At 54.3% G+C, this 23146-nt stretch carries 18 protein-coding genes and 5 tRNA genes; 6 read left to right on the top strand and 17 right to left on the bottom strand.

What is annotated here, in order from left to right:
• Positions 1–116: 116 nt before the first annotated feature.
• The 3 genes from mprA to emrB all read left to right on the top strand — a co-directional run bounded on the left by mprA (position 117) and on the right by emrB (position 3501).
• Positions 117–647: a transcriptional repressor MprA gene (mprA, locus tag JM656_RS04990; protein ID WP_203360264.1), complete on the top strand. Its 531-nt coding sequence runs from the start codon at positions 117–119 to the stop codon at positions 645–647.
• A gap of 129 nt (positions 648–776) precedes the next feature.
• Positions 777–1949 (top strand): multidrug efflux MFS transporter periplasmic adaptor subunit EmrA, encoded by a 1173-nt coding sequence (gene emrA / locus JM656_RS04985; RefSeq protein WP_203360263.1) that lies wholly within the window; start codon positions 777–779, stop codon positions 1947–1949.
• Positions 1950–1965: 16 nt separating this feature from the next.
• Entirely contained in the window at positions 1966–3501 is a 1536-nt protein-coding gene (gene emrB, locus JM656_RS04980) for a multidrug efflux MFS transporter permease subunit EmrB (protein WP_203360262.1), read from the top strand.
• A 128-nt stretch (positions 3502–3629) separates the two neighbouring features.
• Here emrB and luxS read toward each other — a convergent pair whose 3' ends face one another.
• The 15 genes from luxS to mltB form a co-directional block, all read right to left on the bottom strand.
• Positions 3630–4145: an S-ribosylhomocysteine lyase gene (gene luxS, locus JM656_RS04975; RefSeq protein WP_192613200.1), complete on the bottom strand. Its 516-nt coding sequence runs from the start codon at positions 4143–4145 to the stop codon at positions 3630–3632.
• Between the two features lie 149 nt (positions 4146–4294).
• A complete protein-coding gene (gene gshA, locus JM656_RS04970; protein WP_203360261.1) occupies positions 4295–5851 on the bottom strand; it encodes a glutamate--cysteine ligase in 1557 nt (518 codons plus the stop codon).
• Positions 5852–5923: 72 nt separating this feature from the next.
• A complete protein-coding gene (locus tag JM656_RS04965; RefSeq protein ID WP_192613202.1) occupies positions 5924–6352 on the bottom strand; it encodes a YqaA family protein in 429 nt (142 codons plus the stop codon).
• A complete protein-coding gene (yqaB, locus tag JM656_RS04960) occupies positions 6349–6915 on the bottom strand; it encodes a fructose-1-phosphate/6-phosphogluconate phosphatase (RefSeq protein WP_203360260.1) in 567 nt (188 codons plus the stop codon). Before yqaB ends, JM656_RS04965 begins: the two co-directional genes overlap by 4 nt.
• 269 nt (positions 6916–7184) lie before the next feature.
• Positions 7185–7261 (bottom strand) — tRNA-Arg (locus JM656_RS04955).
• Positions 7262–7323: 62 nt separating this feature from the next.
• Positions 7324–7400 (bottom strand) — tRNA-Arg (locus JM656_RS04950).
• 194 nt (positions 7401–7594) lie between these two features.
• Positions 7595–7671, bottom strand: a tRNA-Arg gene (locus tag JM656_RS04945).
• Between the two features lie 93 nt (positions 7672–7764).
• A tRNA-Arg gene (locus JM656_RS04940) sits at positions 7765–7841 on the bottom strand.
• A 3-nt stretch (positions 7842–7844) separates the two neighbouring features.
• Positions 7845–7937: transfer RNA gene (locus JM656_RS04935), tRNA-Ser, on the bottom strand.
• Positions 7938–8281: 344 nt separating this feature from the next.
• The gene (gene csrA, locus JM656_RS04930; protein WP_000906486.1) at positions 8282–8467 is read right to left on the bottom strand and encodes a carbon storage regulator CsrA; all 186 of its coding nucleotides are present in this window, start codon (positions 8465–8467) and stop codon (positions 8282–8284) included.
• A gap of 238 nt (positions 8468–8705) precedes the next feature.
• Positions 8706–11333, bottom strand: coding sequence for an alanine--tRNA ligase (gene alaS / locus JM656_RS04925; RefSeq protein WP_203360259.1), 2628 nt, complete (start codon positions 11331–11333; stop codon positions 8706–8708).
• Positions 11334–11587: 254 nt separating this feature from the next.
• Entirely contained in the window at positions 11588–12088 is a 501-nt protein-coding gene (gene recX, locus JM656_RS04920) for a recombination regulator RecX (RefSeq protein WP_203360258.1), read from the bottom strand.
• A gap of 104 nt (positions 12089–12192) precedes the next feature.
• Positions 12193–13254: a recombinase RecA gene (gene recA, locus JM656_RS04915; protein ID WP_203360257.1), complete on the bottom strand. Its 1062-nt coding sequence runs from the start codon at positions 13252–13254 to the stop codon at positions 12193–12195.
• Positions 13255–13334: 80 nt separating this feature from the next.
• Positions 13335–13832 carry a nicotinamide-nucleotide amidase gene (gene pncC, locus JM656_RS04910; protein WP_203360256.1) on the bottom strand — a complete coding sequence of 166 codons (498 nt, stop codon included), beginning with the start codon at positions 13830–13832 and terminating at the stop codon, positions 13335–13337.
• A gap of 215 nt (positions 13833–14047) precedes the next feature.
• The gene (gene mltB, locus JM656_RS04905) at positions 14048–15127 is read right to left on the bottom strand and encodes a lytic murein transglycosylase B (protein ID WP_203360255.1); all 1080 of its coding nucleotides are present in this window, start codon (positions 15125–15127) and stop codon (positions 14048–14050) included.
• 289 nt (positions 15128–15416) lie between these two features.
• Here mltB and gutQ point away from each other — a divergent pair, with 289 nt between their 5' ends.
• Entirely contained in the window at positions 15417–16382 is a 966-nt protein-coding gene (gene gutQ / locus JM656_RS04900) for an arabinose-5-phosphate isomerase GutQ (RefSeq protein WP_203360254.1), read from the top strand.
• On the opposite strand, the gene norR is transcribed toward gutQ, so the two are convergent.
• Entirely contained in the window at positions 16379–17896 is a 1518-nt protein-coding gene (norR, locus tag JM656_RS04895; RefSeq protein ID WP_203360253.1) for a nitric oxide reductase transcriptional regulator NorR, read from the bottom strand. The two genes, gutQ and norR, sit on opposite strands and share 4 nt — an antisense overlap.
• 187 nt (positions 17897–18083) lie before the next feature.
• Here norR and norV point away from each other — a divergent pair, with 187 nt between their 5' ends.
• Positions 18084–19532 carry an anaerobic nitric oxide reductase flavorubredoxin gene (gene norV / locus JM656_RS04890; protein WP_203360252.1) on the top strand — a complete coding sequence of 483 codons (1449 nt, stop codon included), beginning with the start codon at positions 18084–18086 and terminating at the stop codon, positions 19530–19532.
• A complete protein-coding gene (gene norW, locus JM656_RS04885; RefSeq protein WP_203360251.1) occupies positions 19529–20662 on the top strand; it encodes an NADH:flavorubredoxin reductase NorW in 1134 nt (377 codons plus the stop codon). Before norV ends, norW begins: the two co-directional genes overlap by 4 nt.
• 180 nt (positions 20663–20842) lie before the next feature.
• On the opposite strand, the gene hypF is transcribed toward norW, so the two are convergent.
• Positions 20843–23083 (bottom strand): carbamoyltransferase HypF, encoded by a 2241-nt coding sequence (hypF, locus tag JM656_RS04880; RefSeq protein ID WP_203360250.1) that lies wholly within the window; start codon positions 23081–23083, stop codon positions 20843–20845.
• Positions 23084–23146 lie beyond the last annotated feature (63 nt).

Here is a 23146-nt window from a genome sequence, read left to right as displayed (position 1 = left end):
CCCGGAAAATACTGGCGATTTTATAACCAGCAAGAATCGTTTTAATTTAATAATACATTTACTTTATTTGTCACTGTCGTTACTATATCGGCTGAAATTAATGAGGTCATGCCCAAATGGATAGTTCGTTTACGCCCATTGAACAAATGCTAAAATTTCGCGCCAGCCGCTACGAAGATTTCCCATATCAGGAAATTCTTCTGACCCGTCTTTGCATGCATATGCAGGGTAAGTTGCTGGAAAACCGCAATAAAATGCTGAAAGCTCAAGGGATTAACGAGACGTTGTTTATGGCGTTGATTACGCTGGAGTCTCAGGAAAACCACAGTATTCAGCCATCGGAACTGAGTTGTGCACTCGGTTCGTCCCGTACTAACGCAACACGAATCGCGGATGAGTTAGAAAAACGCGGCTGGATCGAACGTCGTGAAAGCGATAACGATCGTCGTTGTCTGCACCTGCAATTGACTGAAAAGGGGCATGATTTTTTGCGTGAGGTTCTCCCACCTCAGCACCACTGCCTGCATCAGCTCTGGTCATCACTCAGCACCGCCGAAAAAGATCAGCTTGAGCACATCACGCGTAAGCTCCTGACCCGTCTCGATCAGATGGATAAGGACGGTGCCGTTCTTGAGGCACTACGCTAACGCGTCGACACGCTCAAAAATCCAGATTTATAAAAGAAAAAAACTGACAGGCCAGCACGTGACACTGCTGGCCTTTCTGACAAACAGGTCGGCTCAGCCGATGTGAGAAATAAGATCGTGGAGAACAACATGAGCGCAAATGCGGAGACTCAAACCCCGCAGCAACCGGTTAAGAAGAATGGCAAACGTAAAAGTATGCTTATCCTTCTCACCTTGCTCTTTATTATTATTGCCGTGGCATATGGGATTTATTGGTTTTTAGTATTGCGTCATGCCGAAGAGACTGATGATGCGTACGTGGCAGGGAACCAGGTGCAAATCATGGCTCAGGTATCAGGCAGCGTGACCAAAGTCTGGGCTGATAATACTGACTTTGTCAAAAAAGGCGATGTGCTGGTCACGCTCGATCAGACCGATGCCAAACAGGCGTTTGAAAAAGCCAAAACAGCATTAGCCTCCAGCGTGCGTCAAACACACCAGTTAATGATCAACAGCAAGCAGTTGCAGGCGAGCATTGAAGTGCAGAAAACCGCGCTGGCCCAGGCACAAAGTGACTTTAATCGTCGTGTTCCGCTGGGTAACGCCAACCTGATTGGCCGCGAAGAGCTGCAACACGCGCGTGATGCTGTCGCCAGCGCCCAGGCGCAACTTGACGTCGCGATTCAACAATATAACGCTAATCAGGCCATGATCCTCGGTAGTCGGCTGGAAGATCAGCCTGCCGTGCAACAAGCGGCGACGGAAGTCCGCAATGCATGGCTGGCGCTGGAACGTACGAAAATTGTCAGCCCGATGACAGGATACGTGTCTCGCCGCGCCGTTCAGCCAGGCGCCCAGATTAGCCCGACCACACCGCTGATGGCGGTCGTTCCGGCGAACAATCTGTGGGTCGATGCAAACTTTAAAGAGACTCAGCTGGCGCATATGCGCATTGGCCAACCGGCTACCGTCATCAGCGATATTTACGGCGATGACGTGAAATATACCGGGAAAGTCGTCGGTCTCGATATGGGAACAGGCAGCGCCTTCTCGCTGCTCCCTGCGCAAAATGCCACCGGCAACTGGATCAAAGTTGTACAGCGTCTGCCAGTCCGTATTGAACTGGATGCGCAGCAACTGGCGCAACATCCTCTGCGTATTGGTTTATCGACATTAGTGACGGTAGATACCTCAAATCGCGATGGGCAGGTGTTGGCAAGCCAGGTGCGCACAACGCCCGTTTCTGAAAGCGATGCCCGAGAAATCAGTCTCGCTCCGGTCAATAAGCTGATCGAAGAGATAGTCCTGGCCAACGCGGGTTAATCCTGAGGTGCGTGTGATGCAACAGCAAAAACCGCTGGAAGGCGCACAGCTCGTCATTATGACGATCGCGTTGTCGATGGCAACGTTCATGCAGGTTCTGGACTCCACCATTGCTAACGTGGCGATCCCAACTATCGCCGGGAACCTTGGCTCTTCATTGAGCCAGGGAACATGGGTGATCACCTCATTCGGGGTGGCAAACGCCATTTCGATTCCGATCACCGGATGGCTGGCGAAACGCGTTGGCGAAGTGAAGCTGTTCATGTGGTCCACCGTCGCCTTTGTCATTGCGTCGTGGGCCTGCGGCGTCTCCAACAGCCTCAATATGCTGATCTTCTTTCGTGTGATACAGGGGATTGTTGCCGGGCCATTAATTCCGCTTTCGCAGAGCCTGTTGCTGAATAACTATCCGCCCGCCAAGCGCTCTATCGCCCTGGCGTTATGGTCGATGACGGTGATTGTCGCCCCGATTTGCGGCCCGATTCTCGGCGGCTATATCAGCGATAACTACCACTGGGGCTGGATCTTCTTCATCAACGTGCCTATCGGTGCGGTGGTCGTATTGATGACGCTGCAAACCCTGCGCGGACGGGAAACCCGCACCGAGCAGCGGCGGATTGACGCCATCGGCCTCGCGCTGTTGGTGGTCGGGATCGGCAGCCTACAGATTATGCTCGACCGCGGCAAAGAGCTGGACTGGTTCGCCTCGCAGGAGATTATCATTCTGACCGTGGTCGCCGTGGTCGCCATCAGCTTCCTGATTGTCTGGGAGTTGACGGACGATAACCCCATTGTCGATCTCTCGCTGTTTAAGTCGCGAAACTTCACCATAGGGTGTCTGTGTATCAGTCTGGCCTATATGCTCTACTTCGGCGCTATCGTCCTGCTGCCGCAGCTGTTGCAGGAAGTGTATGGCTATACCGCGACGTGGGCAGGTCTGGCCTCTGCGCCAGTGGGGATTATTCCGGTGATCCTGTCGCCCATTATCGGACGCTTCGCGCACAAGCTGGATATGCGCAGGCTGGTCACGTTCAGCTTTATTATGTACGCCGTCTGCTTCTACTGGCGCGCATACACGTTCGAGCCGGGCATGGATTTCGGCGCATCGGCCTGGCCGCAGTTTATTCAGGGTTTCGCTGTGGCCTGCTTCTTTATGCCACTGACAACGATCACCCTCTCCGGCTTACCGCCTGAGCGTCTGGCGGCGGCGTCGAGTTTGTCGAACTTTACGCGAACGCTGGCGGGTTCCATTGGTACTTCCATTACGACCACCATGTGGACCAGCCGCGAGTCCATGCACCATGCACAGTTAACCGAGGCGGTGAATCCGTATAACCCCAATGCAAGGGCCATGTACGATCAGCTCCAGGGGCTGGGCATGACCGAACAGCAGGCGTCTGGCTGGCTCGCCCAGCAGATAACCAGCCAGGGGTTGATTATCTCTGCCAATGAAATTTTCTGGATGTCGGCGGGGATATTTCTGGTGTTGCTCGGACTGGTCTGGTTCGCCAAACCGCCCTTTGGTGCGGGCGGCGGCGGCGGTGCGCACTAGTAAAAAAGCCAGTTCTTTTGAACTGGCTTTTTTTTGTGTCGGGTGGCGGCTTCGCTTACCCGACCTACGAGGACATTTCTCATTGTAGGCCGGATAAGATGCGTCAGCATCGCCATCCGGCACAGCAACTAGATATGCAGTTCCTGCAGCTTATCTTTTGGCAGCGCCAGCTCTTCATTGCTGTTCACGCGAACATCGCGCTCCAGAATATGACGCGCAATCTCCTGCGCTTCGCTCAGCGAGTGCATCTGATACGTACCGCACTGGTAGACGTTCAGTTCCGGGATCTGGTTTTGATCCTGCACTTTCAGCACATCCGCCATCGCTGCTTTCCAGGCATCCGCCACGCGCTGCTCGTCCGGCGTACCAATCAGGCTCATATAGAAACCTGTACGGCAGCCCATCGGGGAGATGTCGATGATCTCAACGCCGTTACCGTTAAGGTGATTACGCATAAAGCCCGCAAACAGGTGCTCCAGCGTGTGAATGCCCTTTTCCGGCATCACTTCTTTGTTTGGGATGCAGAAACGCAGATCAAACACGGTAATGGCGTCGCCATGCGGGGTGTTCATCGTTTTCGCGACCCGGACTGCAGGTGCTTCCATCCGGGTATGATCGACAGTGAAGCTATCTAACAACGGCATTTAGCCACCTCCGATAATTATTTTAAAAATAAACTGAACTCTTTGTTCCGGGGCGAGTCTGAGTATATGAAAGACGCGCATTTGTTATCATCATCCCTGTTTTCAGAGATGAAATTTTGGCCACTCCCGAGTGGCCTTTTTCTTTTCTGTCAGGCGTGCTTTTCCAGCCATTCTGCAAACGACTCGGTATCCGCCGCTTCAACATCCTGCTGACGACGTTTCGATGCCTCGCGTTCAGCAATAAAGTCCTGCTCCTGCAATACTTCCAGCGACTCTTCACGCAGCAAATTACGATAGGCCTCGCCCAGCGCTTTGCCTGTTCCACCAATTCCTGTGTCAATCATAGACCGCAGGATGCGTGCCGAGAACGTCAGTTCCGGATTATCGAAGCAGGCGACCAGTTCATCGCAGACGTTCTGATATTCCTCTCCGCCGTGGATGCTGTCCAGCGTTTGTGCCACGCGTTTTAGATCACGGAACAAGTCTTTACCGACTTTCGGCAGCGGGAACTGCGCCGTTTGACAGCCAATACCTAACGTCAGGCCTGGCTTACGTCCTTCCAGAATCACCCGATTCCAGTTAGTACGCGTACACAGGAGTTCGTCGCTGCTCATTTCCGGCGCATCCGCCAATACGCACCAGACCATAAACAGATCAAGGAAACGCACCTGCTGCTCGTCCACGCCAATCGGCGAGAACGGGTTAATATCCAGCGAACGCACCTCTATGTACTCAATACCGCCGCGCAAAAGCGCATCTGACGGCGATTCACCGCTACGCGTTACACGCTTCGGACGAATTGGCGCATAGAGTTCGTTTTCAATCTGCAGAACGTTGTTGTTAATTTGCAGGCGCTTGCCGTCTTTCTCCAGGCCAATCTCCGCATACTCCTCGGAAGGCGTTTTGATCGCGCGCTTTAATCCTGCCACATACTCATGCAGATCGTTAAACGTAATACCGAGATTGCTTTGCGACTTATTGGTATAACCGAGGTCGCTTAAGCGCAGAGACGTTGCATACGGCAGGTAGTACATGCCGCAGTCCGTTTTCTCAAACGGCAGCGTGGTCGGTTTTCCTTGCAGGAACGAAGAGCAAATCGCCGGGGACGCGCCAAACAGGTACGGGATCACCCAACCAAAACGGTAATAGTTACGAATCAGACGGAAATAACCGGCGGAGATTTTTTCTTTCGCATCTTCGCCTTCCGTTACGCCACACTTCGCCTGCCAGAACGCCATCGGCAGCGAGAAGTTGTAATGCACGCCAGAGATGGTTTGCATCAACGCGCCGTAACGATTCTTCAGCCCTTCGCGATACAGCGTCTTCAGACGGCCGATGTTAGAAGTGCCATACTGCGCCAGTTCGATATCCTGCCCTTCGGCAATATAGCAAGGCATGCTCAGCGGCCACATCCGTTCATCGCCCAGGTTTCTGGCCGTGAAACGATGCAGATCGCGCATCAATGTCAGCATATGTTGAATATCGCCATCGACCGGAGTGATAAACTCCAGCAGCGCTTCAGCAAAGTCGGTCGTTATCCATTTATGCGTCAGCGCAGAGCCTAACGCCTCTGGATGACCCGTCGTTGCTAATGTGCCATCAGCATTAACGCGCAGTGTTTCGCGCTCTAGCCCGCGCTGAATCCCCTTCAATGCCTGAGGATGCTTTTCCAGCCAGGCCAACGCCTGTGATACGTCCGGGATCAAATTGACCTCCCGCCTGTCAAAATCGTTTTATTTAGCATAATTGTAATGGTGACCATGTGTGTCTATCTACAATTAGTGCCACCACATCATGCCCTGAAGAGTAGCCGCTGCGACCACAACATAGCGCAACGTTTTACCAAGACATAAAAAAAAGAGCACTGGCCCCCATGAGATGCGCATCCATCCCGCCAGTAAGCACAGTAAATCCCCCACGACCGGCATCCAGCTTAATAGCAGTGTGACTGCTCCATAACGCTTAAGCCAGCCCGTGGCTTTTTCTTGCCAGCGCGACGTTTTACGTAACGGGAAGAAACGCCCAAGGATAACGTTAGTTAACCCTCCAAGGCTATTACCCATTGTTGCTGTTAAGACTAAGACCCAGGGATGACTTACCCCGGAAACTAACATCGCAGCTAAAACAACTTCTGAATTTCCGGGCAATAGCGTGGCGCTGAGAAAACTACTGGCAAACAGTGACAGGAGCGACAGTCCATCACTCACAATAATCGAACGTCCACAGCATCCATTCCCGCCGCACGTGCCGCCTGCAGACCAAAATCAGCATCTTCAAACACCACACATTGCGCTGGAATCACGCCCATGCGTTCCGCGCACAGCAAGAACGTATCAGGCGCGGGTTTGTGATGCTGAACATGATCAGCCGCGACGACCGCATCAAAATAGCGACGTAAGTCCAGATGAGCCAACAACGCTTCAGCGATGGTGCTTTCACTACCGGTTCCTACTGACATCGGGCGACGACCATACCAGGCCTTCACCACCTCAACTAAAGGCAACGGTTCGACGCTGTCCAGCAGCATGCTTTTTACCGTATCGGTTTTTTCTCGCGCCAGCGAATGGGGGTCAAGATCGGCATGATTGAGTTCAATGATCGACTGAGCAATGCGCCAGGTTGGAGAACCGTTGAGTGCTACCATTGCCTGAAGGTCAAAACGCAGGCCGTAGCGTCCTAATACTTCACGCCACGCCTTACGGTGCGTCGGTTCAGTATCCAGGAGGGTGCCATCCATATCAAAAATCAAACCCGCATAACGTTCGTACATTGCGTTCTCACCAGCCTAATGACCAGACGTTACTTTATCGTAATTGATTGATTTTGTCGCTGATGGAGATAGTGAGGATTGTTCAGTGTGTGAAGGAAAGAAGTGTTTGTGCGAAGAAACGAAGTGTTTTGCAGAAGATGGTGCATCCGGGAGGATGACTCACTGGTGTTCGCCCTGCGGGCCGTAGCTAAAGCAACGTTATCCTCCCTGGTACTTGCGGTATGTCCGCAGACCATGAAACAACACATTGACTGTTATTTCCGAGAAGATGGTGCATCCGGGAGGATTCGAACCTCCGACCGCTCGGTTCGTAGCCGAGTACTCTATCCAGCTGAGCTACGGATGCATCAGGGAACTTATTTTACTGCTGATATTGATATCGCCACAAAAGCCGTATCAAATAAGAGATGGTGCATCCGGGAGGATTCGAACCTCCGACCGCTCGGTTCGTAGCCGAGTACTCTATCCAGCTGAGCTACGGATGCATCAGGGAACTTATTTTACTGCTGATATTGATATCGCCACAAAAGCCATATCAAGTAAGAGATGGTACATCCGGGAGGATTACTCGGCTGCGCCTCGCCCTGTGGGTCGTTGCTAAAGCAACGTTATCCTCCCTGGTATCTACGATGTTATCGCAGACCATGAAACAACAAACCGATTGTTATTTCTGAGAAGATGGTGCATCCGGGAGGATTCGAACCTCCGACCGCTCGGTTCGTAGCCGAGTACTCTATCCAGCTGAGCTACGGATGCATCAGGGAAACTTACTTTACTGCAGATTTTTGATACCGCTGCTAAAGCCGTATCGCTCACTCATACTTTCATTACTGAAAGTAAAAGAGAATATGGTGCATCCGGGAGGATTCGAACCTCCGACCGCTCGGTTCGTAGCCGAGTACTCTATCCAGCTGAGCTACGGATGCAAATGGCGGTGAGGCGGGGATTCGAACCCCGGATGCAGCTTTTGACCGCATACTCCCTTAGCAGGGGAGCGCCTTCAGCCTCTCGGCCACCTCACCAAACGCCTCTTGCGAGTGCTTCGGAGAACTCGTTAAAAGCTCTTCGTCGCTGCGTGGCGCACATATTACTTTCTGGGACTTATAAGTCAAACAATTTTTCCTGCACTTTTATCGTTTGCACACTTCACGCGCAATTAGTCTGCAAAAACGGCAAAAAGAGTGTTTTATCAACAAACAAATCGGTGTTTAACACGCATCAATGAGGAACAAAAAAACGAGGCGAACGGAAAAGTCGGTCAACAAACACAGAGGCAGAATAAGAAAATGGAGCTGATGGGATAAAAAAGAGGGTTTAGAGCGGGAATCAGGTTGCGCCTCACCGAACGAGATGAGACGCGGAAACCTTAATAACTGGACTGCTGGGATTTTTCAGCCTGGATACGCTGGTAGATCTCTTCACGATGGACAGAGACTTCTTTCGGGGCGTTTACGCCAATGCGTACCTGGTTGCCCTTCACCCCTAAAACTGTCACGGTGACCTCATCTCCAATCATGAGGGTCTCACCAACTCGACGAGTCAGAATCAGCATTCTTTGCTCCTTGAAAGATTAAAAGAGTCGGGTCTCTCTGTATCCCGGCATTATCCATCATATAACGCCAAAAAGTAAGCGATGACAAACACCTTAGTGTAAGCAGTCACGGCATCACATTCTGTTAAACCTAAGTTTAGCCGATATACACAACTTCAACCTGACTTTATCGTTGTCGATAGCGTTGATGCAAACGCCGTAAACCCAGATCTACGGCGCTCGCTAACGCTTATAGTTATTACAGTTTTGCGCTGACCCAGCCTTTCACACTGGCTAACGCTGCAGGCAGAGCCGCAGCATCCGTACCACCGGCTTGCGCCATGTCCGGACGACCACCGCCTTTACCGCCCACCTGCTGAGCGACCATACCTACCAGTTCTCCGGCTTTCACACGGTCGGTCACATCCTTAGACACGCCCGCAATCAGAGAAACCTTACCTTCATCTACCGTTGCTAAAACGATAACCGTCGACCCCAGTTGATTTTTCAGATCATCAACCATGGTACGCAGCATTTTCGGTTCAACACCCGCCAGCTCACTGACCAGCAGCTTCACGCCGTTGATATCGACAGCATTGCTGGAAAGATTCGCACTCTCCTGCGCCGCAGCCTGTTCCTTCAACTGCTGTAACTCTTTTTCAAGCTGACGCGTACGTTCCAGTACAGAACGAACCTTGTCACCCAGATTCTGACTATCGCCTTTCAGCAGCTGTGCAATATCGTTTAAGCGATCGCTTTCCGCATGCAGAGTCGCTATTGCACCTTCACCGGTGACCGCTTCAATACGGCGAACACCTGCCGCAGTACCGGACTCGGAAACAATGCGGAACAGGCCAATATCCCCGGTACGGCTGGCGTGCGTACCGCCGCACAGCTCGGTGGAGAAATCGCCCATGCTCAGTACGCGAACGCGGTCGTCATACTTCTCGCCAAACAGCGCCATTGCCCCTTTCGCTTTTGCTGCGTCCAGATCCATGACATCGGTTTCAACCGGCAGGTTGCGACGGATCTGCACGTTCACCAGGTCTTCCACGGCACGGATTTCTGACGGTTTCATGGCCTCATTATGGGAGAAGTCGAAACGCAGAACTTTATCGTTAACCAGAGAACCTTTCTGCGCCACATGCGTGCCCAGAATCTGACGTAATGCCGCATGCATCAGGTGCGTTGCGGAGTGGTTCAGACGAATACGCGCGCGGCGCACATCATCCACATCGGCCTGCACGGCGTCGCCCACTTTCAGAGAACCTGCAGAGAGCTTACCGACATGACCAATTGCCTGGCCGTATTTCTGCGTGTCGCTCACCGCAAATGCGAAGCCTGCGCCTTTCAGTTCGCCTTTATCGCCAACCTGACCGCCGGATTCAGCGTAGAACGGCGTCTGATCCAGCACGACAACCGCTTCCTGCCCTGCATTAATCACATCTACCGCTTTACCATCAACGAACAGCGCGGTGACCTTGCCGTTCAGTTCCAGATGGTCATAGCCTTTAAACTCTGACGCGCCATCAACGCGAATCATCGCATTGTAGTCCGCGCCAAAACCGCTGGCCTCACGCGCGCGACGGCGCTGTTCTTCCATGGCGGCTTCAAAGCCTGCTTCATCAACTTTGATGTTGCGCTCACGGCAAACGTCCGCCGTCAGGTCAACCGGGAAACCGTAGGTGTCATACAGACGGAAAGCCGTTTCGCCGTCCAGCGTATCGCCAGTCAGCTTCGCCAGTTCGTCATCCAGCAGCGCCAGACCACGCTCCAGCGTACGGGCAAACTGCTCTTCTTCGGTTTTCAGAACTTGTTCAACCTGAGCCTGCTGACGCTTCAGCTCTTCACCGGCAGAACCCATCACCTCAACCAGCGGACCAACCAGCTTGTAGAAGAATGTCTCTTTCGCGCCCAGCATGTTGCCGTGACGAACCGCACGACGAATGATGCGACGCAGCACATAGCCACGGTTTTCGTTCGACGGGACAACACCATCGGCAATCAGGAATGCGCAGGAGCGGATGTGGTCAGCGATAACGCGCAGCGACTTGTTGTTGAGGTCTGTCGCGCCGGTAACCTTCGCAACCGCCTTAATCAGCGTGCTGAACAGGTCAATTTCATAGTTGGAGTTAACGTGTTGCAGCACAGCCGCAATACGTTCCAGCCCCATACCGGTGTCCACAGAAGGCTTCGGCAGCGGTTCCATGGTGCCGTCAGCCTGACGGTTGAACTGCATGAAGACGATGTTCCAGATCTCAATGTAGCGGTCGCCATCTTCTTCTGCGCTTCCCGGAGGGCCGCCCCAGATATGGTCGCCGTGGTCATAGAAAATCTCGGTGCACGGGCCGCAAGGACCGGTGTCGCCCATCTGCCAGAAGTTGTCAGACGCATACGCTCCACCTTTGTTATCACCAATGCGGATGATACGTTCGCGCGGAATGCCGACTTCTTTTTCCCAGATTTCAAAGGCTTCATCGTCGGTTTCGTAGACGGTCACCCACAGGCGATCTTTTGGCAGGGCAAACCAGTTTTCACCGGTCAGAAGCTCCCACGCATATTGGATCGCGTCGTGTTTGAAGTAGTCGCCGAAGCTGAAGTTACCCAGCATTTCGAAGAAAGTATGGTGACGTGCAGTGTAACCGACGTTTTCCAGATCGTTGTGTTTACCACCCGCACGTACGCAACGCTGTGAGGTTGTTGCGCGGGAATAATTACGCTTGTCGAGCCCAAGGAAAACATCCTTGAACTGGTTCATCCCGGCGTTGGTAAACAACAAAGTTGGGTCATTGTTTGGAACCAGGGAGCTGCTGGCAACTACCTGATGTCCCTTACTATGGAAAAAGTCGAGAAACGCCTGACGGATCTCAGCGGTGCTCTTGCTCATAATTATCCTGAAATCAATCTACACTTCATCCTTCAAACCGCCTCTGCGGTGGCTGCGCTTGTTCACCCCAGTCACTTACTCCAGTAAGCCCTGAGGATTCACTCACTTGCCGCCTTGATGCGACTTGAATGATTTTGTGTATTTAAGGAATATTCGTCGCAGACGGCGGTCATCCTAAAACAACCCTCGCCCGAACGGAAAAAAGTGGGAATAAGATAAGTTTTCTTTACGGGGAAGTAAAATCCCGTATGTGCTCAATCATCAAAATTTCGCCATATATCCTGAATATCTTCCATCAGGTAGCCACGATAGAGCAAGAAACGCTGAACCTTTACCTTTTCTGAAAAGTCTGTCGGCAGTGGATCGCCGTATTTTCGAAAGGCCTGGTCACGTGCGCGCTCACACCAGTCAATCTCGCATTCACGCATGGCCTTTTCCGTTGCTTCACGCGCGATACCTTTCTGATTCAGTTCCTGGCGTATCCGTGCCGGACCATAACCTTTGCGGCTACGGCTGGCGATAAAGCGAACGACAAACCGATTGTCATCAAGATATTGGTGTTCATAGCACCAGGCGATAACCCGTTCATAGTCCTCTGCGGTCGCGTCTATTTCTTCCGGCCCATTTTTACCCATCACCGGTGCTGAGAGCTTACGGCGCAACTCTTGTTCACTGTGGTCACGTACCGCCAGAATACGAACTGCACGGTCTAACAGACGGGAATAAGCGGGTCGGCGCGGTGTAGATTCGCTCATAACAACCTTCGAAAAATAAAATGCAAAAAGGGCCGCATAAATGCAGCCCTCTGATTATAAGCCGGATAAAACGCCAGAGCGTCACCATCAGGCACGGTTAACGATTAAAAATCTTCGTTGGTTTCCGCAACGTTTGCGCCATCATCAACGGAGAAATCTGGCGTTGAATCCTGGTTGTTTAGCAGCAGTTCGCGTACTTTCTTCTCGATTTCTTTCGCCGTCGCCGGATTCTCTTTCAGCCAGTTCGTCGCATTCGCTTTGCCCTGACCGATCTTCTCGCCGTTATAGCTGTACCAGGCGCCAGCTTTCTCGATCAGCTTCTCTTTCACGCCCAGGTCAACCAGTTCGCCATAGAAGTTGATACCTTCACCGTAGAGGATCTGGAACTCAGCCTGTTTAAACGGTGCTGCAATTTTGTTCTTTACGACTTTCACGCGGGTCTCGCTACCGACCACGTTGTCGCCCTCTTTCACCGCGCCAATACGACGGATGTCCAGACGAACAGAAGCGTAGAATTTCAGCGCATTACCACCAGTGGTGGTTTCCGGGTTACCGAACATCACGCCAATTTTCATACGGATCTGGTTGATGAAGATCAGCAGCGTGTTGGACTGTTTCAGGTTACCTGCCAGCTTACGCATCGCCTGGCTCATCATACGTGCCGCAAGGCCCATGTGAGAGTCGCCGATTTCGCCTTCGATTTCCGCTTTCGGCGTCAACGCCGCAACGGAGTCGACCACGATAACGTCAACCGCGCCCGAACGCGCCAGCGCGTCACAGATTTCCAGCGCCTGCTCACCGGTATCCGGCTGAGAACACAGCAGGTTGTCAATGTCGACGCCCAGCTTACGGGCATAAACCGGGTCCAGTGCGTGTTCTGCATCGATAAACGCACAGGTTTTACCTTCACGCTGCGCGGCGGCAATAACCTGCAGCGTCAGGGTTGTCTTACCGGAAGATTCCGGTCCGTAAATTTCGACGATACGCCCCATCGGCAGACCGCCAGCACCCAGCGCGATATCCAGTGAAAGCGAACCGGTGGAGATAGTTTCCACATCCATGGAACGGTCTTCACCCAGGCGCATGATGGAGCCTTTACCGAATTGCTTTTCGATCTGGCCCAGTGCTGCCGCCAACGCTTTCTGTTTGTTTTCGTCGATAGCCATTATTACTCCTGTCATGCCGGATGAAACCGGATAATGAATTCTGTTCTGTTGACGCAATTATACTGTATGGTCATACAGTATCAAGTGTTTTGTAGAAATTGTTGCCAGAGGGTTTGCAGCGCGTAAGTCGTCGCCTGACGACGCACTGCCTCGCGGTCGCCGCTGAAACATTCCCGACGTGTAATCCCTTCGCCACTGGCGCTGGCAAAGGCAAACCAGACCGTACCAACGGGTTTTTCTTCGCTACCGCCGTCGGGCCCGGCAATTCCGCTTATCGAGATTGCGAAGTGCGCTCTGGCGGCTTTCAGCGCGCCAATCGCCATTTCCACCACCACGGGTTCACTGACCGCGCCATGCTGGGCCAACGTCTCTTCGCGAACGCCGATCATCTGCGCTTTTGCTTCATTGCTGTAGGTAACAAACCCGCGTTCAAACCAGGCGGAACTCCCGGCAATATCGGTAATGGCTTTTGCCACCCAGCCGCCCGTACAGGATTCCGCTGTCGTTACCGTGGCGCCGCGTGCTTTTAACGCCTGCCCCACCCGTTCACTTAACTGCATCAGTTCACTGTCAGTCATTCCGACCTCTGTCAGTTAAAAAATATGCTCGACAAGATACCACTTCCCTCAATGAGATGGGGATGAGGTGACGATTTTACGAGGAGGATTCAGGAAATAGATTAACCGCGTTAAAAATAGCGCCGGATGACGATGCTCAGGCATCTTATCCGACCTACAAAGGAACTCAGCCCCGTAGGCCGGATAAGGCAAAACCGCCATCCGGCAAAAGAGTATTACTGCACGCGTGCCAGCGCGACGGCCTGACCAAGTTGCCAGACCGCCATAGCGTAATGGGTGCTATGGTTGTAGCGGGTAATGGCATAGAAGTTCGGTAAACCGTACCAGTACTGGTAGCCGGTACCGATATCAAGACGCAACAAGCTGGCCTTTTGATGATTACCCAGCGACTGCTGCGGCGTTAACCCGGCAGCAGCAAGTTGGGAGATGCTGTACTGGGTTTTAAAGCCATTCGCAAGGCCTGGCGCCTGGCCGTTAGCCATCACCGCCACCGTATCGCCTTTCTCCCAACCGTGTCCTTTAAAGTAGTTTGCAACGCTACCGATGGCATCAACCGGATCCCACAGGTTGATATGACCGTCGCCGTTGAAGTCGACCGCATACTCTTTGTAGGAGGACGGCATAAACTGTCCGTAACCCATCGCGCCCGCAAAGGAACCTTTCAGGTTCAGCGGATCATCCTGTTCGTTACGCGCCATCAGTAAGAAGGTTTCCAGCTCGCTGGAGAAGTACTCCGCCCGGCGTGGGTAGTTGAACGACAGCGTCGCCAGCGCATCCAGAATGCGCGTTTTGCCCATCACACGCCCCCAGCGCGTTTCAACCCCGATAATCCCGACGATGATTTCCGGCGGTACGCCATAAACCTGCCATGCGCGATTCAGCGCATCTTCGTACTGATTCCAGAACACCACGCCATTTTGCACATTATCCGGGGTGATGAACTGCTTGCGATAGCGCAGCCATGCGCCGTTAGGTCCGGTAGGCGCTTGAGCCGTCGGGGCTTGTCTGTCCATCAGACGCAGCACGTAATCCAGACGTTTGGCCTGTGACAGGATCTCCTGCAACTGTTGGCGGTCGAAGCCGTGTTTGCTCACCATTTTGTCGATGAACTGCTGCGCATTGGGGTTATTGGCGAAATCACCGCCCATCTGCATCACATTGTGTTGGGGCTCAAGCAGGAAACCGCCGGACGGCGTCCCCGTTGTCGTTTGAGTCTCTGAAGGTTTCGGTTTGCTGCTACAGGCAGCCAACAACACACAAAGGGGAAGTAATGCTACATAACGACGCTTGAACATGAGCCATCCATTAAACAAATTCAGCCAGAGTGAAGTATGGTAAAGCATCCTCCGCCGCACAAGGAAGCGGTAGTCGCTATCGCTACCTATTTTTAGCAGCAAAAATCGCGATTCCGTTTATCACGCCAGTGATGAATTCCTCTTCAACATGATCTTTTCCTATGATTCACGGCGCCTGAATGCACTATCATCGCGTACTGCTATTGCGTGAATAAGCGGGAACAGCGGCAGTTTTGTTGTCCCTGATCATCGGCAAAAGGGATTGAAGTGATCATAACCGGAGAAACCAATGAGTGATGCACTACTGAACGCGGGTCGTCAGACATTAATGCTGGAGCTACAGGAAGCGAGCCGTCTGCCGGAGCGTCTGGGCGATGATTTTGTCCGCGCCGCGAATACCATTATCCACTGCGAAGGCAAGGTGATTGTCTCCGGTATCGGCAAGTCCGGTCATATTGGCAAAAAAATCGCGGCAACCCTCGCCAGCACCGGGACTCCGGCTTTTTTCGTTCACCCGGCGGAAGCGCTGCACGGCGATCTGGGGATGATCGAAAGTCGTGACGTTATGCTGTTTATCTCCTATTCCGGCGGCGCGAAAGAGCTGGATCTCATCATTCCGCGCCTCGAAGACAAATCGGTCGCCCTGCTGGCGATGACCGGGAAACCCACATCCCCGCTGGGTCTGGCGGCGAAAGCCGTGCTGGATATCTCCGTCGAACGTGAAGCCTGCCCAATGCATCTGGCACCAACCTCCAGCACGGTAAACACCCTGATGATGGGCGATGCGCTGGCGATGGCAGTAATGCAGGCGCGCGGTTTTAACGAGGAAGACTTCGCCCGCTCTCACCCGGCTGGCGCACTGGGCGCACGTTTGCTGAATAACGTGCATCATCTGATGCGTCGTGACGATGCGGTGCCTCAGGTTCAGCTTGCCACAAGCGTAATGGACGCGATGCTGGAATTGAGTCGAACCGGGCTGGGTCTGGTCGCCGTCTGTGACGATGAAGCCTATGTGAAAGGCGTATTTACCGACGGCGACCTGCGTCGCTGGTTAGTGGGCGGCGGTGCGCTCACCACGCCGGTCAGTGACGCGATGACCCACAATGGCGTCACGCTACAGGCACAAAGCCGCGCCATTGACGCCAAAGAGATCCTGATGAAGCGCAAAATTACCGCCGCCCCGGTGGTGGATGAAAACGGCAAACTCACCGGCGCCATTAACCTGCAGGATTTTTATCAGGCAGGCATTCTCTAATCTTTGAGTCCCAGACGCTTCGCCAGTCGGTGCAGGTTGGCGACGTCTGTTTCAAGCGCCCGCGCGCTGGCCGCCCAGTTATGATTATTTTGCGCCAGCGCCCGGCGGATCATCTCCCGCTGAAAACGCTCCGTCGCGTCACGCAGATTGTGATTGAGCGGCAATTCTGTCGTCGGTTCCGGCGGCGGTACAGCCGACGCGTCCTGCAACGCAAAATGCGTGGCTTCCAGCAGCACTTCATCCCCAGCCTTCGTTGCCCTCGCCAGCACCACGGCACGATGGATCGCATGTTCCAGTTCGCGCACGTTCCCTGGCCAGCCATAGTGCAACAGGTGACTGCGCGCGGCAGGACTCAACACCACGCGTGAAAGCCCCAACCGCAGCCGACACTGCTCGCAAAAATAGCCCGCCAGCAACACCACATCCTCACCGCGCTCGCGCAGAGGCGGTACGGAAAGCGGGAAGACGCTCAAGCGGTGAAACAGGTCGGCCCTGAAACGCCCGGCCAGGACTTCTTCGCGCAGATCACGGTTGGTCGCCGCCAGTACGCGTACATCAACGCGCAGACTACGATCGTCGCCAACACGCTGAATATCGCCGTACTGTAATACGCGCAGCAACTTGGCCTGCAGCGCTAATGACAGTTCACCAATCTCGTCCAGAAACAGGGTGCCGTTATCGGCCATTTCGAACTTACCGCTGCGGTTGCTGATGGCCCCGGTAAACGCCCCTTTGACATGACCAAACAGTTCACTCTCCGCCACGCTTTCCGGCAGCGCGGCGCAGTTGAGATAGACCAATGGATTCACCGCACGCGGCGAGCCTTCATGGATGGCTTTTGCCACCAACTCTTTACCGGTCCCCGTCTCACCGCTGATCAGCACGTTAAGGTCAGAGCCCGCCACAATCTCGATCTCTTTTTTTAACTGCATCATGGTGGGCGAAAGGCCAATCATCTGCGTCTCTTTCACCGACTCAAACGCGGAGGATGAACCCGGCGACATATTCTGGCTTTCCAGTTGTTCAATCAGCAGCGCGTTACTCAGCGCCCCGGACGCCAGCGCGGCAATCAGACGCAGTTCTTCATCACTGAAAACATCAAACTGGTCTGGCGCCATGCCGTCGAGCGTCAGCGCGCCAATCAGGTTCTGTCCGGCGAACAGCGGCAGGCCAATGCAGGCGTGTACCTTCAGGCTCTCTTGTCCTGGAATCAATCCGTCATAGGGGTCGGGTAAATCGCTGTCGGCCGGGAAGCGCACCACGTCCCCGGCGCGGGCGATGGCCTCCAGACGCGGATGCCCTTCCAGCGTAAAGCGTCTGCCGAGCACATCGCGGGCCAGACCATCAATCGCCAGCGGAATAAACTGGCGCGCCTCGTAGCGCAACAGCGCGGAAGCATCACATTCCAGCACCTGCCGCAACGTTGTTATCAGGCGCTGAAACCGGTCCTGATGACCGATATCGCGTTGCAATTCAATGGCGATACTCGCCAGTACATCAACGGAAAAACGCATAACGCCCTCATTGTCATTTTGACCATTCATATTGTCATAGTGACCATTTAATGAATAGTCATTTTGACTACCAATTTAGGAGTATAATTTTAAAAACTGTTTAAAATCAAAATATTAAAAAGTTGGCATGCAACCTGCAATCAGAAAGACATCTTTTTGGGAAAACACTGAATTCATTGAGGTTGCTATGTCTATTCTGGTTAAAAATAACATTCATTGGGTTGGCCAACGTGACTGGGAAGTCCGTGATTTTCACGGGACTGAATATAAAACGCTGCGCGGCAGCAGCTACAACAGCTATCTCATCCGTGAAGAAAAAAATGTGCTGATCGACACCGTCGACCATAAGTTCAGCCGTGAATTCGTGCAAAACCTGCGCAGTGAAATTGACCTCGCAGACATTGATTACATCATCATCAACCACGCAGAAGAGGACCACGCCGGCGCGCTGACCGAACTGATGATGCAGATCCCGGATACGCCAATCTACTGCACCGCGAATGCCATTGATTCTATCACCGGCCATCACCACCATCCGGAGTGGAATTTCAACGTGGTGAAAACCGGCGATTCACTGGATATCGGCAACGGCAAACAACTGATCTTCGTTGAAACCCCGATGTTGCACTGGCCGGACAGCATGATGACCTATATGACCGGCGATGCGGTTCTGTTCAGTAACGACGCCTTTGGTCAGCACTACTGCGATGAACGTCTGTTTAATGACGAAGTGGATCAGACCGAATTGTTCGAACAGTGCCAGCGCTATTACGCCAACATACTGACCCCGTTCAGCCGCCTGGTGACGCCGAAAATCACCGAAATCCTCGGTTTTAATCTGCCGGTAGAGATGATTGCCACCTCCCACGGCGTGGTCTGGCGCGACAACCCAACACAGATCGTTGAGATGTATTTGAAATGGGCGGCGGATTATCAGGAAGACCGCATCACCCTTTTCTACGACACCATGTCGAACAATACCCGCATGATGGCGGATGCCATTGCTCAGGGCATTAACGAAGTGGACCCGAACGTGGCGGTGAAAATATTTAACGTCGCCCGCAGCGATAAAAATGAAATTCTGACCAACGTCTTCCGCTCCAAGGGCGTGCTGGTTGGAACCTCCACGATGAACAACGTGATGATGCCGAAAATCGCCGGTCTGGTCGAAGAGATGACCGGTCTGCGTTTTCGCAACAAACGCGCCAGCGCCTTTGGATCTCACGGCTGGAGCGGTGGCGCGGTTGACCGTCTCTCTACCCGCTTACAGGATGCCGGTTTCGAGATGTCGCTGAGCCTGAAAGCCAAATGGCGTCCGGATCTGGATGCGCTGGAACTGTGCCGTCAGCACGGTCGCGAGATTGCACGTCAGTGGGCGCTCGCTCCGCTGCCGGAAACCAGCGCCACAGCGACCGCCAAAGAAGAAGCCTGCGCCTGTGCCGCCGCAGCGGCAGCCGACCTCGGCCCCAGCATGCAATGCAGCGTATGCCAGTGGATTTACGATCCCGCCAAAGGCGAACCCCTGCAGGATGTCGCTCCGGGAACACCGTGGAGCGACGTTCCGGACAACTTCCTCTGCCCGGAATGTTCATTGGGTAAAGAGGTCTTCGACGTACTGGCAACGGAGGCAAAATGAGCCACGGAATTGTCATTATTGGCTCGGGCTTCGCCGCCCGCCAGTTAGTCAAAAACATCCGTAAACAGGATGCTGATATCCCGTTAACCCTGATTGCGGCTGACAGTATTGATGAATATAACAAGCCCGATCTTAGCCACGTTATCAGCCAGGCGCAGCGCGCTGACGACCTCACCCGCCAGTCGGCGGGGGAGTTTGCCGAACAGTTTACTTTACGCCTGTTCCCGCACACCTGGGTCACCGACATTGATGCCGATGCCCACGTGGTGAAAAGTCAGGGTATGCAGTGGGCGTACGACAAGCTGGTACTGGCGACTGGCGCTTCAGCCTTTGTCCCGCCCGTTGCCGGGCGTGAGTTAATGCTCACTCTGAACAGTCAGCAGGAGTACCGCGCGTGTGAAACGCAACTGCGCGACGCGCACCGGGTGTTGATTGTCGGCGGCGGACTGATCGGCAGCGAGCTGGCGATGGATTTCTGCCGGGCGGGTAAAGCGGTGACGTTAATTGATAATGCCGCCAGCATTCTGGCTTCACTCATGCCGCCAGAAGTGAGCAGTCGCTTACAGCATCGCCTGACCGAGATGGGCGTACATCTGTTGCTGAAATCACAGCTTCAGGGGCTGGAGAAAACGGCGTCCGGGATCCGTGCAACGTTCGATCGCCAACGCAGTGTCGAGGTCGACGTGGTGATCGCCGCCACCGGTTTGCGTCCGGAAACGGCGCTGGCGCGTCGCGCCGGTGTCACTCTCAATCGCGGCATTTGCGTGGACAGCTACCTGCAAACCAATCATCCGGATATTTATGCCCTCGGTGACTGTGCGGAAATCAATGGTCAGGTACTGCCTTTCCTGCAGCCGATTCAGCTCAGCGCAATGTACCTGGCGAAAAACCTGCTCGGCGGCAACGTTGCGCTGAAACTGCCCGCGATGCTCGTAAAAATCAAAACGCCGGAATTGCCGTTACATCTGGCCGGGGAAACCCAACGTCAGGATCTGCACTGGCACATCGTGGCAGAAGCTGACGGAATGGTTGCCAAAGGGATGAACGACGAAGGCCAGTTATGCGCCTTCGTGGTCAGTGAAGACAGAATGAAGGAGGCTTTCGCCCTGTTGAAAACGCTGCCAGCGTAAGTGACGTGGTGCCGGATGGCGGCTGTGCCTTATCCGGCCTACGGCATGTGGCGCTTTGTAGGCCGGATAAGACGCTACGCGTCGCCATCCGGCAATACTGCCACGCCTTGATTGAGTAACCTCTTGCACACGGAAGTGCGTATTACCTGTTGCTTTGCCCCGCCAGTCCCGGGGCTTTTTTTACTTTTGCGCCAACCCGCGCGCCGCAGCAATCACTCCCTGCCCCAGCGAAAGTCCGCCATCGCCCGCCGGTAATTGCTGCGGGAACAACAGCGTAAAATCAGCAAGATAAAAGGCCAGACGCGACGCCAGCAGGCGGTTATGCATCACCCCACCGCTGAATACCAGCGTCGTGATCCCGCGCGAGGCGGCCTGTTCACGCATCATGGCGGCAAACCCACGCGCCAGCACATCATGGAAAGCCCATGCCCGTTCGGCGGGCGTTGCCTGCCAGTTCAGCCACTGTTGCCAAAAGGTCGCCAAATCCAGTTGATTTCCGATCAATGGCATCGTCACCGAATGTTCAATGCTCTGACACTGTGAAGCCAGTGCTTCCAGCATACAGGCAGCTTCCCCTTCATAACTCAGCGACGCTGGCGCACAGCCTAACGCGGCGGCAACGGCATCAAACAGACGCCCACATGACGAGGCCAGTGGTGCATTAATCCCGCGTTCAATCGCCCGCGCCAGCACGTTCCAGTTCTGTCGCTGCACGTCGGCGGTTTCCGGATAACGCTGCCAGTCAGGCACAAAACGCAGACACTGCGCTAACAGGTTACGCCAGGGTTGCTTCGCGGCAAGATCGCCACCGGCAAGCGCCACGGCGGGCAGTCCACCAAGATGCTCACATTCACGATAATTAACCCGTAAACACTCCCCGCCCCACAGCGCGCCGTTTTCGCCCATCCCGATGCCGTCCAGCGTCAGGGCGATCACATCGCCGCCATTCAGCGGCCAGCCGTGCTCGGCGAGACACGCTGCCGCGTGGGCATGATGGTGCAACACAATCTCAGTCGGCAGATTCATCTCACTCGCCCACTGACTGGAGACGTAACCCGGATGCGCATCGCAGACAATGCGTTGCGGCGTAAAGTCATAAATGCTCTGGATCAGGCGCAGCGCATCACGCCACTGGTGTTGAATACCATCATCGCTGAGATCGCCCAGATGCTGGCTAATAACAACCTGCTCGCCACGCACCAGGCAGAAGGTATTTTTGAGATCGGCCCCCAGGCAGAGCATCGGCGGCACGTCGCGAAAACCCGGCGGCAACGCCAGCGCGTCCGGCACATAACCCCGTGAACGGCGAAGCATTTCGCCACTATCACGCACCACGGAATCATCCATCCGTTGCACGATGTCGCGATTATGCAACAGGAAGCCGTCGGCAATCGCCTGCAAGTCGTCCAGTGCCTGCGCGTTGGTAATGGCCGGAGGTTTACCACTCAGATTGCCGGAGGTCATCACCAACGGGCAGTTCATCTCCTGCAACAGCAAATGCTGTAACGGATTGGCGGGCAGCATCACGCCGACTTCCGCAAGCCCGGGCGCAATGCCGTCGTAGAGCGAATCAACGTACTGTTTATCCACCAGCACAATCGGGGCGGCGGGCGTGGTCAACAGACGGTGTGCCGCTTCCGGCAGACCTTTTTCTGTCGGCAGCATCACCGCCAGCGGTTTTGCCGGACGGTGCTTACGCGCCCGCAGCGTTGCTACCGCATCGCTGTTGCGCGCATCGCAGGCCAGGTGAAAACCACCAATCCCTTTGATGGCAACAATCCCCCCGGCTTTCAGCATCGCTACCGCCGCCTGCAACGCCTCTTCTTTTTCTGCCTGCACATCGGCAGAGCGCCACGCAAGATGTGGCCCGCACGCCGGACACGCGACAGGCTGCGCGTGGAAGCGGCGGTCATACGGGTCGCGGTACTCCTTATCGCATTGCGGACACAAAGGAAATGACGCCATCACGGTAAACGGGCGGTCGTACGGCATGGCGCGAATAATGGTGAAGCGCGGACCGCAGTGGGTGCAGTTGATAAAGGGGTAACGGTAGCGCCGCTCGCCAGGGGTACGCATTTCAGTCAGACAGGCAGGGCACGTGGCGGCATCCGGGACGATCTGCGTGTTCATCGTTCCCCCCGCGCTTTGGCGAATGGTGAAGTCAGCAGGCCGTTGCGACCAGGCAAAAGGCTCGCTCTCAACGCTGTCGATACGCGCCAGCGGCGGACAATGCTGATGCAGTTCAGCGATAAACGTGGTGGGCTCTTCCAGCAGGCGAACGACGACGCCATCGCCGTCATTACAGACATCGCCGTGCAGTTGCAGTTGTTGCGCCAGTTGCCAGACAAAGGGGCGAAACCCGACGCCCTGCACTTTACCGCGAATACGCAGCTGTACGCCGGAGTGATTGTTTAGTGTCATTAAGTCGTTTCCGCAGTCATCTATCCCGGTTTGCCTGATGGCGCTTCGCTTATCAGGCCTACG

The sequence above is a fragment of the Citrobacter sp. R56 genome (assembly GCF_016811995.1).
In the GTDB taxonomy this organism is placed as follows: Bacteria; Pseudomonadota; Gammaproteobacteria; order Enterobacterales; family Enterobacteriaceae; genus Citrobacter_D; species Citrobacter_D enshiensis.
Note: the sequence above shows the minus strand (reverse complement) of the source record. Positions and strands in the feature narration are given on the sequence as shown.